Annotated in this window: 16 protein-coding genes; 14 read left to right on the plus strand and 2 right to left on the minus strand. The window is 57.2% G+C overall.

The window, feature by feature from the left end:
• Window positions 1-111 precede the first annotated feature (111 nt).
• From J1782_RS03505 to J1782_RS03565, 13 genes are all read left to right on the plus strand, one after another.
• Window positions 112-753 carry a phage baseplate assembly protein V gene (locus J1782_RS03505; protein ID WP_217152433.1) on the plus strand — a complete coding sequence of 214 codons (642 nt, stop codon included), beginning with the start codon at window positions 112-114 and terminating at the stop codon, window positions 751-753.
• A complete protein-coding gene (locus J1782_RS03510; RefSeq protein ID WP_217152434.1) occupies window positions 750-1,100 on the plus strand; it encodes a GPW/gp25 family protein in 351 nt (116 codons plus the stop codon). Before J1782_RS03505 ends, J1782_RS03510 begins: the two co-directional genes overlap by 4 nt.
• A 3-nt stretch (window positions 1,101-1,103) precedes the next feature.
• Window positions 1,104-2,012, plus strand: a complete 909-nt coding sequence (locus J1782_RS03515) for a baseplate assembly protein (RefSeq protein ID WP_217152435.1) — start codon at window positions 1,104-1,106, stop codon at window positions 2,010-2,012.
• Window positions 2,005-2,532, plus strand: coding sequence for a phage tail protein I (locus J1782_RS03520; RefSeq protein WP_217152436.1), 528 nt, complete (start codon window positions 2,005-2,007; stop codon window positions 2,530-2,532). The genes J1782_RS03515 and J1782_RS03520 overlap by 8 nt, the downstream gene beginning before the upstream one ends.
• Window positions 2,533-2,541: 9 nt before the next feature.
• Window positions 2,542-5,286, plus strand: a complete 2,745-nt coding sequence (locus J1782_RS26315; RefSeq protein ID WP_254302904.1) for a phage tail protein — start codon at window positions 2,542-2,544, stop codon at window positions 5,284-5,286.
• Window positions 5,283-5,828, plus strand: coding sequence for a tail fiber assembly protein (locus J1782_RS03530; RefSeq protein WP_217152437.1), 546 nt, complete (start codon window positions 5,283-5,285; stop codon window positions 5,826-5,828). The genes J1782_RS26315 and J1782_RS03530 overlap by 4 nt, the downstream gene beginning before the upstream one ends.
• A gap of 133 nt (window positions 5,829-5,961) precedes the next feature.
• Complete coding sequence (locus J1782_RS03535; protein WP_217152438.1) at window positions 5,962-7,131, plus strand: phage tail sheath protein; 1,170 nt, start codon at window positions 5,962-5,964, stop codon at window positions 7,129-7,131.
• Window positions 7,132-7,144: 13 nt separating this feature from the next.
• Window positions 7,145-7,654 carry a phage major tail tube protein gene (locus J1782_RS03540; protein WP_217152439.1) on the plus strand — a complete coding sequence of 170 codons (510 nt, stop codon included), beginning with the start codon at window positions 7,145-7,147 and terminating at the stop codon, window positions 7,652-7,654.
• A 58-nt stretch (window positions 7,655-7,712) separates the two neighbouring features.
• A complete protein-coding gene (locus J1782_RS03545; protein WP_217152440.1) occupies window positions 7,713-7,994 on the plus strand; it encodes a phage tail assembly protein in 282 nt (93 codons plus the stop codon).
• Between the two features lie 32 nt (window positions 7,995-8,026).
• Window positions 8,027-8,146, plus strand: a complete 120-nt coding sequence (locus J1782_RS03550) for a GpE family phage tail protein (protein ID WP_217152441.1) — start codon at window positions 8,027-8,029, stop codon at window positions 8,144-8,146.
• The gene (locus tag J1782_RS03555; protein WP_217152442.1) at window positions 8,139-10,613 is read left to right on the plus strand and encodes a phage tail tape measure protein; all 2,475 of its coding nucleotides are present in this window, start codon (window positions 8,139-8,141) and stop codon (window positions 10,611-10,613) included. Before J1782_RS03550 ends, J1782_RS03555 begins: the two co-directional genes overlap by 8 nt.
• Window positions 10,614-10,625: 12 nt before the next feature.
• Window positions 10,626-11,096 carry a phage tail protein gene (locus J1782_RS03560; protein ID WP_112286890.1) on the plus strand — a complete coding sequence of 157 codons (471 nt, stop codon included), beginning with the start codon at window positions 10,626-10,628 and terminating at the stop codon, window positions 11,094-11,096.
• Window positions 11,097-11,104: 8 nt separating this feature from the next.
• A complete protein-coding gene (locus J1782_RS03565) occupies window positions 11,105-12,259 on the plus strand; it encodes a phage late control D family protein (RefSeq protein WP_254302906.1) in 1,155 nt (384 codons plus the stop codon).
• An 18-nt stretch (window positions 12,260-12,277) separates the two neighbouring features.
• Here the strand turns inward: J1782_RS03565 and J1782_RS03570 are convergent, their stop codons facing one another.
• Window positions 12,278-12,880 carry a LysE family translocator gene (locus J1782_RS03570; protein WP_217152444.1) on the minus strand — a complete coding sequence of 201 codons (603 nt, stop codon included), beginning with the start codon at window positions 12,878-12,880 and terminating at the stop codon, window positions 12,278-12,280.
• A gap of 151 nt (window positions 12,881-13,031) precedes the next feature.
• Here J1782_RS03570 and J1782_RS03575 point away from each other — a divergent pair, with 151 nt between their 5' ends.
• On the plus strand, window positions 13,032-13,253 hold the full coding sequence (locus tag J1782_RS03575) for a DNA-binding transcriptional regulator (protein ID WP_034787259.1): 222 nt from the start codon (window positions 13,032-13,034) through the stop codon (window positions 13,251-13,253).
• 276 nt (window positions 13,254-13,529) lie between these two features.
• On the opposite strand, the gene hpt is transcribed toward J1782_RS03575, so the two are convergent.
• A complete protein-coding gene (gene hpt, locus J1782_RS03580; RefSeq protein WP_152325080.1) occupies window positions 13,530-14,066 on the minus strand; it encodes a hypoxanthine phosphoribosyltransferase in 537 nt (178 codons plus the stop codon).
• Window positions 14,067-14,151: the final 85 nt, after the last annotated feature.

Here is a 14,151-nt window from a genome sequence, read left to right on the forward strand (position 1 = left end):
GTTAATTTTTCAATATAAAAGCAAGCTTCAATAAAAATCACCTCGTTGTGTCCTCGATAGACAACCCACCTCAAATTGTATGCCGCCTGACAGGGCGGCATTCTTTTATGCATGAATACATCCATCCCAAACAATGACATTCCGCGCCTGCTGCGCAATCTGATCCGCATTGGCACCGTTGCGGAGGTGGATTTAGTTGCGGGCACCTGTCGCGTCAACACCGGCGGCAACGTCACCGACTGGCTGCACTGGCTGACCTCCCGCGCGGGGCGTTCCCGTACCTGGTGGGCACCGTCTGCCGGTGAACAGGTTGTGTTGTTCTGCCTGGGCGGCGAGCTGGATACCGCCTTTGTGATGCCTGGCATTTTCTCTGATGACTTTCCTGCGCCGTCAGCGTCAGCCGATGCCTTACACGTCACGTTCCCTGACGGCGCAGTGATCGAGTACGAACCCAAAACCGGCGCGCTGCTGGCTACCGGCATCAAGTCAGCCACGGTGAATGCTGCGGACAAGGTGGGGGTGACTGCTCCGCTGATTACCTGCACGGCAAAAACCCGCATCACGCTCGACACGCCGGAAGTGGTCTGCACCAACAAACTCACCACCGGCACTATCGAGATTCAGCAAGGCGGCACGATGACCGGCAACCTCACCCACTCCGGCGGCAGCATCACGTCAAACGGCGTGGTTGTTCACACCCATAAACACGGCGGCGTCCAGACGGGCGGCGGTCAGACGCAGGTGCCGTCATGACTAACGCCAAATACATCGGCCTGGCTTCGGATACGGGGCGCAGCGTCGAAGACCTGGCACACATTCAGCAGTCAGTCAGCGATATTTTGCGCACGCCCGTCGGTTCCCGCGTCATGCGCCGTGACTATGGTTCATTGCTGTCTGAACTGACTGACCGCCCGCAGAACGTGGCGCTGCGGCTGCAAATTATGGCGGCCTGCTACAGCGCGATCCTCAAGTGGGAGCCACGCGTCAGCCTGACCGGCATCACCTTTGAAACGACGTTCGACGGGAAAATGGTGGTGGATATCACCGGCACCCGCAAAGACACGTCCGCCGCGATATCCTTAACCCTACCCGTGAGCTAAACCATGGCAACTATCGACCTGAGCCAGTTACCCGCCCCCGACGTGGTGGAAGTGCTGGATTACGAAACCCTCCTGGCGGAACGCAAAGCCACGCTGGTCTCCTTGTACCCCGAAGACCAGCAGGCCGCCATCGCCCGCACGCTGACCCTGGAGTCTGAGCCGATGGTGAAACTGCTGGAGGAGAACGCTTACCGCGAAGTGATCCTGCGTCAGCGGGTAAACGAGGCGGCGCAGGCGGTGATGCTGGCTTATGCCTCCGGTAATGATCTCGACAATATCGCCGCCACGTTCAGCGTGGAACGCCTGACGATCACCCCTGCCGATACGGTCAGCGTGCCCGCCGTGGCGGCAGTGATGGAAAGCGATGCTGATTTGCGTATCCGTGCGCAGCAGGCTTTTGAAGGGCTGAGCGTGGCCGGTCCGGTCGGCTCCTATGAGTATCACGGACGCTCTGCTGACGGGCGGGTGGCGGACATTTCAGTCATCAGTCCGTCGCCTGCCTGCGTGACGATTTCCGTGCTGGCACAAACCGGCAACGGCACCGCGCCCGCTGACCTGCTGTCGGTGGTTCAGGCCGCACTCAATGACGAGAACGTGCGCCCCGTGGCTGACCGCGTGACCGTGCAGTCGGCAACGGTGGTGAATTACACCATCGACGCCGTGCTGTATCTGTTCCCGGGTCCGGAAGCGGAGCCCATCCGCGAAGCCTCTGAGGCAAAACTGATTGCTTACACCACGGCGCAGCACCGTTTAGGCCGCGACATCCGGCTGTCCGCCATCTATGCCGCGCTGCACGTTGAAGGCGTGCAGCGGGTGGAGCTGAAAAGCCCTGCCGATGACATCGAGCTGGATAAAACGCAGGCGTCGTTTTGCTCCGCGTACACCCTGAAAGTGGGCGGCTACGATGAGTGATCGCCTGCTGCCCGTTGGTTCCTCTGTTCTTGAGGTTGCTGCTGCTGATGCCTGCGCCGCGCTGGAAAACGTGCCGGTGCCGCTGCGGCAGCTCTGGGATCCGCTGACCTGTCCGGCGAAGTTTTTGCCGTACCTGGCGTGGGCGCTGTCGGTTGACCGCTGGGATGAAAACTGGCCTGTCTCCACCAAGCGTCGCGTCATTCAGTCGGCGTGGTTCATTCACTGCCATAAGGGAACCCTCGGTGCCATCCGGCGCGTGGTGGAACCGCTCGGCTACCTGATTAACGTGACCGAATGGTGGGAAACCAATGACGAGCCTGGCACGTTTCGCCTGGATATCGGCGTGCTGGAAACCGGCATCACTGAAGAAATGTATTTAGAGATGGAAAGGCTGATTGCCGACGCCAAACCGGCCAGCCGCCATCTGATCGGACTGACCATCACCCAGGATATTAAAGGTGATGTTTACATTGGCGCGGCGCAGTACACCGGCGAACTGCTGACCGTTTACCCCGCATAAGAGGACGCTATGAGCACATTTAAATCCGTCGTCACCACGCTCGGCCAGTCGCGTATCGCGGCCGCCATTGCGGCGGGGACTGACATCAACATTACGCAGCTTGCCGTCGGTGACGGTAACGGCAAGACGACCACGCCCGTCGCCACCCAGACCAAACTGGTTAAAGAGGTGTACCGCACGCCGCTCAACTCCTTAAAGCGCGATCCGACGCATGGTAACTGGGTGATTGCTGAGGCGGTTCTCTCCGCTAGCGTCGGCGGCTTCTGGATGCGCGAAATGGGGCTGTTTGCCGACGATGGCGCGCTGATTGCCGTCTGCAATATGGCGGACACTTACAAGCCGACCCTGGCGGAAGGTTCAGGCCGCACGCAGACGCTGCGGATGGTGATTGCCGTCAGTAACACCGAAGTCATCAGCCTGCTGATCGACGACTCGGTGATTATGGCAACGGAGCAGTATGTGAATGACCTGCTGGCAGCGCATGAAAAATCCCGCAACCATCCCGACGGCACGCTGACGGCAAAAGGTTTTGTCCAGCTCAGCAGCTCGGTCAGCAGTACCAGCGAAGTCCTGGCCGCGACGCCGAAAGCGGTGAAGGCCGCCAACGACAATGCGAATACACGCGTACCCTCCACCCGCAAGGTGAATAATAAGCCGCTGAGTGCCGATATTACCCTGGAGGCGACGGACGTCGGGGCAATGAGCAATCTGATGCTGGCAACGGACACGACGAAGGTTAAGCGTCTTGATGACCCGTCCATTATTGACGTCACGAATCCCATCAGTATTTCTGCCACGTTTGAAGACCACCCTCTGGGGGCGACCTATGTCGTTGCCGGTCAGTTGCACAACTGGCGGCGCTACTGGGCGGCGGGTGCGGCAGCCTATCAGCGGCTGATTAATAACGACGGGCAGATTTTTGAGCGCATCGGTTCATACACTGCGGCGGGCGGCTGGAAGTGGTTCCTCAGCGACAGCGGTTATCCGTTCGGCTGGCGGAAAATTATGGACAGCGGCAGTATGACGCTGGCGGACTTAACGCGGCTGGGCGTCGCCCGATCGGGTGAAAACGCGGATATTACCGGCCTCAGCAAACTTACCAGTATTGCGTCCAGCGTTAAAATGGCGGCTAACCTGGAGGTCGCCAGTTCAATCCAGGCGAATTACCGGATGGCTGTTTTCCGGGCAAATGATTATGAAGCCTATATGTCATTTACCAGCCGTCTCGGTTCAGTCTCGGCGAACAACTTACCCTCTGCATTAACGTCCATGGGGAATGTTTATTTTCGTCTGCCTAACACGCTGACAGACACCGACCCGCACGCTGGGCGCGCGCTGGGTGGCCTGTCCGCTGCGATTTATCCGGCAGGCGAAGGCGTGATGCGCATGGATGCCAGGGATGAAACAGGCACCATTAAAGCCCGCATCGTCTGCGACGGACAGACCGACAGCGTACAAATCGCAAACGGCGTGTTGCGGCCTGAATCAGGTATTACCCTTTCCTCTACTAACGCGAATTCAGTGATCCGCGGGCGTAACGATGCCGTCATTCTGCGCGACCATAACAACGGCAATGTCACGCTTTCAGCCAGTGTGAAAGATGCAGGCTCCGGCGTCGGCGGTACGCTGTATCTGGGATATAACAGGGATACGGCCAACATCTACACGTCGGCGGTTTCCATTGATTCGCCGCTGACAATCAATGACACCATGAAGGCGGTAGGCGATGCGACCTTTGCGGCCGGGATGACCGTGGCCGGAGAAGTCAGTTTTAACGGCCTGGTGAAATTCAACCGGCATGACGCTACCTGTCAATTTAGCTCGTCAAATGCGGCACACCCGTTAATCAACGTGAGCTACTCCAGCGCCGGTAACTTTGGTTTTTGGGATGCCACTGGCGGCAGGTGGGTACTTCGTAAAAGAGCGTCGAACCTGACAGACGGTACGGCGGATAATTGGGTGATGGACAGCGGGCTTGAAATCGCCGGTGCGTATGGCCTGACATTATCGACGGCGCTGCCTGTTTCCAGCGGGGGCACAGGTGCAAAAACCGCAGCTGATGCAGTAAAGAATCTCGGTGCCCTCCCAGCAAACGGCACTGCCGTCGCCGCGTCCAAACTCGCCACCGCCCGCAAAATTGCCGGTGTGGCGTTCGATGGCACGAGTGACATTTCACTTAATGCTGACAACGTCGGGGCATTTCCCCGCGCCGGTGGGGATGTAAAAGGCGGTGTTACCGCGAATTTTCTGCGTGCAATAACCCTTCCTCAGCCAGGCAACGGACAAGGGACATATCTGGGATGGAATGAGAGTAACGGCCAGGGCGAATCTAACTTTGTTAATAACAAAGGCGGCGGTGTGGGCGGATTCGTTTTCCGCACCGTTAACGTCAATAACTCCGTGCAAACGGGGTACGTCAGAATTTCCGGCACGGGAGACCTGAGCACGCAGGGGAATTTGTACACTGACGGCGGCGGGATTTATGAGATGGGGCAGCGTGTATCAACTCAGAATGATGCGCAAAACCGTGCAAATAATGCGGAAAATAACGCCCGCAACTGGGCTTATTCAAACTGCGTGCAGGATATCCGTTTCGGCACATCCTCAGAGTTCAAAGAACGCAGCAACAATGAAAACATGAACGGCGGCGTGATGACGTCCTTCAAAGATGCAGGCAGCTCTAACTATTGGATCCGCATGCGTCCTTTGCAGAAAGCCGTCGGCGGCAACTGGTATACGGTGGGTTATGTATGAAAACGAATATTTACGGCGCGTTCTCTCTGCGCGCACCGCTTAATGAAGACGAAACGTTACTGGCTAAATCTCACGGCGTGGTTTTCCTTTGCGATCCGCAGGGAAATGACTGGTACGGGCTGCTCAAACAGTTTTCTGACGAGACGGTGAAAATTGCCTTTGATGAGAGCGGGCTGATTAACTCGGCCAGTTATGACGCCTCCACGATGTGGCCGCAGTCCTTTAGCGTGGCGGAGGTGTCGGACTGTCCTGACACGTTTCTTTCGCAGCCTGGCGGCGGGAAGTGGGTCTTTGACGGCGAAAGCATTGTGGCGCGGGTATTATCGGCCGCCGAACTGACCGAACAGGCCAAAGCCACAAGAGACGCACTGCTGGCCGAAGCCTCACAGAAAATCAGCCCGCTACAGGACGCAAAAGAGCTCGACATTGCCACGGATGACGAACTTTCGCAGCTCAGGGAATGGATGCTGTACCGCGTGCAGCTGAGCCGCATCGATCCCACCCTTGCGCCGGATATCACCTGGCCTGAAATTCCCGCCTGACCTTCGCCCCGAAATGGGGCTTTTTTGTTTCTGCTCCGCCACGTTGTGCCATGGTTCAAACAGCCCTCCCGCCGTGCCTGCGCGTACACAACACGCGATGATTGACTGGCTTATTAATCACAGGAAAAACACCATGGCTGATTATCATCACGGTGTGCGCGTTGTTGAAATCAATGACGGCACCCGCGTTATCTCCACCGTTTCCACCGCCATCATCGGGATGGTTTGCACCGGCGAAGATGCTGATGCCGACGCGTTCCCGCTGGATACGCCCGTACTCATTACCAACGTGCTGACCGCCGCAGGCAAGGCCGGTAAAACCGGCACGCTCCGCGCCTCCCTGATGGCGATTGCCAACCAGGCTAAACCGGTTGTCGTTGTCGTGCGCGTCAAGGAAGGCGAAACCGAAGCGGAAACCACCTCCAACATCATCGGCGGCTCGGATGAAACCGGCATGTATACCGGCATGAAAGCCCTGCTGTCCGCACAAACGGAACTCGGCGTAAAGCCGCGCATTCTCGGCGTGCCAGGGCTGGATAATCAGGACGTCGCCACGGCGCTGGCCGCCGTCTGTCAGCAGCTCCGCGCCTTTGGTTACATCAGCGCATACGGATGCAAAACCGTGTCTGATGCCATCAAGTACCGCGACAATTTCAGCCAGCGTGAGCTGATGGTGGTCTGGCCGGATTTTGTTTCCTGGAACACCACCACGAACGCCAGCGACCTCGCCCCCGCGACGGCTTACGCGCTCGGCCTGCGTGCCAAAATCGACGCCGAAACCGGCTGGCACAAAACGCTTTCTAATGTCGGCATCAACGGCGTCACCGGCCTGTCCGCCAGCGTGTACTGGGATTTGCAGACCACCGGCACCGATGCCGACCTGCTGAACCAGGCATGCGTCACCACCCTTATCCGCAAGGACGGCTTTAAATTCTGGGGGCAACGTACCTGCTCTGACGATCCATTGTTCCTGTTTGAGAACTACACCCGCACCGCGCAGGTGCTGGCGGACACCATCGCCGAAGGGCATATGTGGGCGTCAGATAAGCCCGTTACCCCGACCCTTATCAAAGACATGATTGCGGGCATTAACGCCAAACTGCGCGAAATGAAAACCGCCGGTCTGATCATCGATGGCAACTGCTGGTATGACCCCGACGCCAACACCGTCGAAACCCTGAAAGCGGGCAAATTATTCATTGATTACGACTATACGCCGGTGCCGCCGCTGGAAGATTTAACCCTGCGTCAGCGCATCACCGATCAGTACCTGGCGACGTTCGCCACGTCCGTTAACAGCTAAGAGGCGCTAAAACATGGCACTGCCTAAGAAACTGAAATACCTGAACCTGTTTAACGACGGGAACAGCTACCTGGGCATGGTCAGCGCGCTGACGCTGCCAAAACTGACCCGCAAGCTGGAGAACTATCGCGGCGGCGGCATGACCGGTTCGGCTGCCATTGATTTCGGCCTGGACGACGACGCGCTGAGTTTTGAGTGGACGGTGGGCGGGCTGGATGAGCTGGTGTTGCAGCAGTGGGGTGCGGTCGATGCCGTGCCGCTGCGCTTTGCCGGTTCCTTCCAGCGCGACGACACCGGCGAAACCTCCGCCGTGGAAGTCACGATGCGCGGACGCCACAAGGAGATGGATTTCGGCGAGTACAAACAGGGCGAAGACACCGAAACCAAAATCACCACCCAGTGCACCTATTTCAAGCTGGTGATTGACGGCAAAGACATGATTGAAGTCGATACCGTGAACATGGTGGAAATCGTCGGCGGCGTTGACCGCGTGGCGGAACACCGCAAAAACATCGGCCTGTAACCCGAACCCCGCGCCGGTCTCCGGCGCGAAACCTCACTTTAAAATAAGAGACACCGCTATGTCAGAACAGAATGAAAACATCGTTATCCTGGAAGAACCAATCAAACGCGGCGACACCCTGATCAGCGAGGTTGAAGTCATCAAACCCAATGCCGGACACCTGCGCGGAATTGGCCTGGCGGCGCTGGCGAATGCCGACGTTGACGCGCTGACCGTCATTCTGCCGCGCATTACCACTCCGAACCTGACCGCCCAGGACTGCAAAAGCCTGAACCTGCCCGACCTGATTGCCCTGGCGGGTAAGGTGATTGGTTTTTTATCGCCGAAATCGGAACAGTAAAACTTCCCCCGACCCTGACGGTCGATGACCTGATGGCGGATATCGCGGTGCTCTTTCACTGGCCGCCGTCAGAAATGAACCTGATGACGCTTACCGAGCTTTGCGGCTGGCGTCATAAGGCCATGCAGCGCAGCGGAGCCGACAGTGAGTAATTTAAAAGTAGAGGTGCTGTTAAAGGCGGTTGACCAGGCGACCCGCCCGTTTAAAGCGGTGGAGAACGCCAGTAAGGCGCTGGCCGGAGACATTAAAAACACGCAAACCACGCTCAAAGACCTGAACGCCCAGGCCGGAAAGATTGACGGTTTCCGCAAATCCAGCGCGCAGCTTGCCGTCACCGGTCAGAAACTCAAAGATGCCAAAGCGGAGGCGGCGGCGCTGGCTATCCAGTTCAAAAACACCGCCAACCCGACCCGCGCCCAGGCGCAGGCCATGGAGTCCGCGAAGCGCACCGCCGCGCAGTTGCAGACCCAGTTCAACGGGCTGCGGCAGTCGGTGCAGCGTCAGCGCACCGAACTCACCCAGGCGGGCATCAGCACCCGCACGCTTTCTGAATCAGAACGCCGCCTGAAAACCTCCATCAGTGAAACCACCGCGCAGCTCAACCGCCAGCGTGAATCCCTGGCACGCGTCAGCGCGCAGCAGGCCAAACTCAACGCGGTCAAAGGGCGTTACCAGACCGGTAAACAGTTCGCCGGTAGCGTGACCGGAGCGGGTGCGGCGGGTGTTGCGATAGCGACGGCGGGAACGGCGGCGGGTGTCGGGCTGCTGATGCCCGGATTCAACTTTGCGCAGAAAAACTCAGAGTTACAGGCGACATTAGGCTTAGAAAAAGACTCCGCCGACATGACCGCGCTGCGCACCCAGGCGCGGCAACTCGGCGACAACACCGCCGCTTCTGCCGATGATGCCGCCGCCGCGCAAATCATCGTCGCCAAATCGGGTGCGGACAAGGACGGCATTCTGGCGGCGACGCCGACCATCCTGAATCTGTCCCTGGCAAACAAGCGCACCATGGAGGAAAACGCCACGCTGCTGATGGGCGTGAAATCCGCGTTTGGCATGACGAATGACACCGTGTCACACATCGGTGACGTGCTTTCAACGGCCATGAATAAGTCTGCCGCCACCTTTGAAGGCCTGTCAGACACCCTAACCTATGCCGCACCGGTAGCGAAACAGGCCGGTATCAGCGTCGAGGAAACCGCAGCGATGGCGGCTGCGCTGGCGGATGCCAAAATCACCGGCTCGATGGCGGGCACCGGTGCCCGTGCGGTCATTACCCGCTTACAGGCACCGACGGGCACCGCTGCCGCCGCGCTGGGTGAGCTGAAGGTGAAAACGGCGGACAAGAAAGGCAACATGCGCCCGCTGTTTACCATTCTCAAAGAAATGCAAAAGAGCTTTGAGAAAAACAAGCTCGGCACGTCGCAGCGTGCGCAGTACATGAAAGCCATCTTTGGCGAGGAGGCCAGCTCGGCGGCGGCGGTACTGATGACAGGTGCCTCCTCCGGTAAATTGGATGAACTCACCAAAGCGCTGAAAACCTCGGACGGGAAAACCGAGGAGCTGGTCAAAACCATGCAGGACAACCTCGGCGGCGACTTTAAGGAATTTCAGTCCGCCTATGAGGCCGTCGGCACTGACCTGTTTGATCAGCAGGATTCGTCACTGCGCAACCTGGTGCAGACCGCCACCGGCTACGTGCTGAAACTCGATAAATGGATTGTGAACAATAAAGCCCTGGCGACCACGCTCGGCAAGGTGGCAGGCGGTGCGCTGCTGATTATTGGCGCGCTCGGCGTGTTTGGCCTGGTGGCGGGTTCGGTAATCAGCGGCATCAATCTGATCGTCGCCGCTGCCGGTGTGCTCTGGACAATCCTCGGCACGGTGGGCGGTGCGATTGCGACGGTGATCGGCGGGCTTACGCTGCCGATTGTCGCAATTGGCGTGGCGATTGTCGCCGGTGCCCTGCTTATCCGTAAATACTGGGAGCCGATCAGCGCCTTCTTTGCGGGCGTCATTGAAGGGCTGGGGATTGCGTTCGAACCGGTAAAAGAGATGTTTTCGCCGCTTAAGCCGGTGTTTGACTGGCTGGGGGGCAAGCTCAAAGTCCTGTGGCAGTGGTTCAAAGACCTGATTGAGCCCGTGAAATCCACGCAGGAAACGCTGAACAGCTGCAAAGATGCGGGGATATCGTTCGGTCACCTGGTCGCGAACGCACTGACCGCGCCGTTGCAGGTGGCAAATAAGCTGCGCAGCAGCGTGGTCTGGCTGCTGGAGAAGCTCGGCATCATCAAGGATGAATCCGCAGACATTGATAAAGCAGCCGACAAAGCTGACCGGCGCACGAAACAAAACGGCGATGCGGATCCGCAAGCGCACCCGCTGGACAACCCTGCACCGGTCACGCCACCGGCTGGCGGCCTGCTGGGCGGCGGTTATGCGCCGGTGTCCGTCGGCGGCGGACGCAGCTATATCGACCGCAGCACGCACACCTATCAGATTTCAGCCGGTGCCGGTCTGGGTGTCCAGGACACCAGCCGTCAGATCCGCGCCGAGCTGGAAGCCCGTGACCGCGCCCGCGCCGCCCAGCAACGTTCCCGCATGGATAACGATTAAGGAGAACCCCGTATGATGTTAACGCTCGGGCTGTTTGTGTTTCAGTTGCAGACCGTCCCTTACCAAAGCTTGCAGCGCGATGTCGATTACCGCTGGCCGGTAAACAACCGCGTCGGCCTGCGCCCGCTGCCGCAGTTCCTCGGCGTGAATGAGGAAAAAATTACCCTGTCCGGCGTGCTGATGCCGGAAATCACCGGCGGGAAGTTGTCACTGCTCGCACTGAACCTGATGGCTGACGAAGGCAAGGCGTGGCCGTTGCTTGAAGGCAGTGGCACCATTTACGGGATGTTCGTGGTGAACAGCGTCAGCGAAACCCATACGGAGCATTTTTCCAACGGTGCCGCCCGCCGGATTGAATTTACGCTGACGCTGACCCGCGTGGATGAATCCCTGGCGGCGATGTTTGGCGACATGAAAGCCCAGGCCGACGGGCTGCTGGATCAGGCCGGTGGTTTAACCGGTCAGCTGGGAGGCTTGCTGTGATTACGGATATGACCATCGGTGCCGGTGCGCAGTTTGCGCCGGACTTCACGGTGACCGTCGGCGGCAAAGACATCACGCAGGACGTCAGCAACCGGCTGATATCGCTGACGCTCACGGATAACCGCGGCTTTGAGGCTGACCAGCTCGACATCGCGCTGAGCGACACCGACGGCCTGCTGGACATGCCGCCACGCGGTGCGGTGATTAATATTGCGCTCGGCTGGAAAGGCCAGGCGCTGACGAACAAAGGCGATTTCACGGTGGACGAGGTGGAGCATCGCGGAACGCCGGACACGCTGACCATTCGCGCCCGCAGTGCGGACTATCGCGGCAGCCTGAATTCCCGCCGCGACAACTCCTATCACGACACGACGCTGGAGGCGGTGGTGTCGGCAGTGGCGGCGCGCAACAATCTCAAACCCGCGATTGCTGAGCCGTTCAGGAATGTGCCGGTGTCGCATATCGACCAGACCCAGGAAACCGACGCGAAATTTATTACCCGCCTGGCGGAGCTGAACGGCGCGGTTGTCGCCATCAAGGCGGGCAGCATGCTGTTTATTAAACCTGGGGCAGCAAAGACGGCCAGCGGGAAGCCTATCCCTCAGATGACGATTGTCCGCAGCGACGGCGACGGGCACACGTTTAATATTGCTGACCGTGGGGCTTATACCGGCGTGTCGGCAAGCTGGCTGCATACCAAAGACCCGAAGCCGAAAAAGGTGAAGGTGCAGCGGAAACCGAAAGTGCAGTACCTGCGCGCCCTGCAACACCCGAAGGCGAAGAAGGTCAGTGCAAAGGCACAGAAAACGCCGGAGGCGAAGGAAGGGGAATACCTGGCGGGCAGTGAAGACAACGTGTTTGCCCTCACCACCATCTACGCCACGCAGAAAGCGGCCATGCGGGCAGCCCAGGCAAAGTGGGACAAACTCCAGCGGGGCGTCGCGGAGTTCTCGATCTCCCTGGCTCGCGGGCGTGCGGATTTATTTCCTGAGACGCCGGTGGCCGTGTCGGGATTTAAATCCGTGATCGACGCGCAGCCCTGGATAATCAGCAAGGTGACACACAGCCTGGGCGGCAGCGGATTTGTGACAACGCTGAATCTGGAGGTGTTGCTGTCGGATGTGAGTTATGAGGCGACGGAAAGTGGCGAAGTAAGCCAGTGAGAAGGGAGCCCCTGCTTTCTAATGCAGTATGCTCATAAATGCGAAAAGTATAAGTAAGCCACCACCCGCGACATTCACATATTTCTTCAAAGTCATGGTGTTCATCTTATTTGCAGAGAAAATGAGAACTTTACTAATCGCGATTAGCCAAAGAGTCATAACAGCAATATGCACCGTGGCAAGGATCATGTAATGCCCGATCTCACCTTTGCTGCCAGCAAATTGTGAAACAACTGTGAGGTAAAACATGATGGCTTTTGGATTCAAAACATTAGCCAGCCATGCATCTTTCATGGTGACAGGAGCCCCACCAGAATCGAATACCATTTCACGCGCTTTCAGGCCACTTCGGATGAGCTGTATCCCCAACCAAAGCAGATAGGCTGTCCCGGCAATTTTCAATATATGAAAAAGTGCAGGCGATGCCACAAGCAAAGAAGTGATCCCAAGCCCGATAAGGATTGCATGTGTATAAATGCCAAGCGCCGTGCCGGTGAGTGTTTTGAGTAGCCCTCTTTGCCCGCCTGACAGCGCACTGTTCATCGCGAGCGTAAAGCTGGCTCCTGGGGAAAGTGCGATGGGAAGTAATGCAGGGATGAAACCTGATAAATTTATGTCCATATTTCAGATAATAATGCACATGAATGGTTGTTACTAGCGCATAGACCGCGTGGGAGAGAAGGCTCTGTAAATCAATGTAATACAGCGTGTATGATTTTCGAAATAACATACAATGACTGCATCTGATTAAAATGATTACATGGTGATTATTATGATGCACTGCCCCAAATGCCAGCACGCCGCACACGCACGTTCAAGCCGTTATCTGAGCATCAATACCAAAGAGCGTTATCACCAGTGTCAGAACATCAATTGCAGCTGCACGTTTAAAACGCATGAGTCGATTGCGGACATCATTGTTGAGCCAGGAACAGTTCACGCTGTGCAGTTGCATCCGGACAAAAATCAGCAGCAATCCTTCCAGATGCACTAAAGAAAAAGCCCCGAATAAACGGGGCTTCTCTTGTCGATGTGGTCAATGCGTGGACACTAAAATGAAAAAATCCATTTAATTCATGTATTTAACATCATTTTCAAAGGCACAAAAATGTGCCTTTTTTAGTGAGATTTTTCGGGAAAGACTGTCAAGGGCGTAGCCGATGACGTCAGTTCTGACGGGGGAAGCGCGGGGCAACTGCAATGGACATAAAGTCCATGAGGAATGCGAGCACTTCCCGCGCCGGAAATGGCTAAACCGGGTAGCCAGGCACTATTCGTCCAGCATAACCACTTTGCCGACATACGGCAGATGGCGATAGCGCTGGGCGTAGTCGATGCCGAAACCAACGACGAATTCGTCCGGGATCGCAAAACCGACGTATTCCACTTTGACTTCAACTTCACGGCGTTCTGGTTTGTCGAGCAGGGTACAAATTGCCAGTGATTTCGGGCCGCGCAGTTGCAGGATTTCGCGCACTTTGCTCAGCGTGTTGCCGGAGTCAATGATGTCTTCGACGATCAGCACGTCTTTGCCCCGAATGTCTTCGTCGAGATCTTTCAGGATTTTGACATCGCGAGTCGTAGACATGCCGTTGCCGTAGCTTGATGCGGTCATGAAATCGACTTCATGCGGCACATCAATGGCGCGGCACAAATCGGCCATGAACATAAAGGAACCGCGCAGCAGCCCGACCAGTACCATTTCGCTGCCGCTGTCACGGTAGTGGTCGGTAATTTTACGGCCCAGCTCTTCAATTCGGGTTTTGATTTCCTGTTCGGAAATCATGACATCAACGCGATGTTTCATATAAAGACTAACCACCTGATTTAAGAATATTTATCGCCGTTATTGGAAGAAACGGCGACCATATAGTGGATGGGATTATATCAAA

Origin of the sequence: Rahnella sp. BCC 1045, assembly GCF_019049615.1 — a bacterium.
Classification (GTDB): Bacteria; Pseudomonadota; Gammaproteobacteria; order Enterobacterales; family Enterobacteriaceae; genus Rahnella; species Rahnella contaminans.

Excerpts from the sequence above, each read along its gene's own strand:
- J1782_RS03515 (WP_217152435.1), top strand. The coding sequence starts at position 1,104 with ATGGCAACTATCGACCTGAGCCAGTTACCCGCCCCCGACGTGGTGGAA.
- J1782_RS03560 (WP_112286890.1), top strand. The coding sequence starts at position 10,626 with ATGATGTTAACGCTCGGGCTGTTTGTGTTTCAGTTGCAGACCGTCCCT.
- J1782_RS03535 (WP_217152438.1), top strand. The coding sequence starts at position 5,962 with ATGGCTGATTATCATCACGGTGTGCGCGTTGTTGAAATCAATGACGGC.
- J1782_RS03565 (WP_254302906.1), top strand. The coding sequence starts at position 11,105 with ATGACCATCGGTGCCGGTGCGCAGTTTGCGCCGGACTTCACGGTGACC.
- J1782_RS03505 (WP_217152433.1), top strand. The coding sequence starts at position 112 with ATGAATACATCCATCCCAAACAATGACATTCCGCGCCTGCTGCGCAAT.
- J1782_RS26315 (WP_254302904.1), top strand. The coding sequence starts at position 2,542 with ATGAGCACATTTAAATCCGTCGTCACCACGCTCGGCCAGTCGCGTATC.
- J1782_RS03540 (WP_217152439.1), top strand. The coding sequence starts at position 7,145 with ATGGCACTGCCTAAGAAACTGAAATACCTGAACCTGTTTAACGACGGG.
- hpt (WP_152325080.1), bottom strand. The coding sequence starts at position 14,066 with ATGAAACATCGCGTTGATGTCATGATTTCCGAACAGGAAATCAAAACC.
- J1782_RS03545 (WP_217152440.1), top strand. The coding sequence starts at position 7,713 with ATGTCAGAACAGAATGAAAACATCGTTATCCTGGAAGAACCAATCAAA.
- J1782_RS03550 (WP_217152441.1), top strand. The coding sequence starts at position 8,027 with ATGGCGGATATCGCGGTGCTCTTTCACTGGCCGCCGTCAGAAATGAAC.
- J1782_RS03530 (WP_217152437.1), top strand. The coding sequence starts at position 5,283 with ATGAAAACGAATATTTACGGCGCGTTCTCTCTGCGCGCACCGCTTAAT.
- J1782_RS03510 (WP_217152434.1), top strand. The coding sequence starts at position 750 with ATGACTAACGCCAAATACATCGGCCTGGCTTCGGATACGGGGCGCAGC.
- J1782_RS03520 (WP_217152436.1), top strand. The coding sequence starts at position 2,005 with ATGAGTGATCGCCTGCTGCCCGTTGGTTCCTCTGTTCTTGAGGTTGCT.
- J1782_RS03575 (WP_034787259.1), top strand. The coding sequence starts at position 13,032 with ATGATGCACTGCCCCAAATGCCAGCACGCCGCACACGCACGTTCAAGC.
- J1782_RS03570 (WP_217152444.1), bottom strand. The coding sequence starts at position 12,880 with ATGGACATAAATTTATCAGGTTTCATCCCTGCATTACTTCCCATCGCA.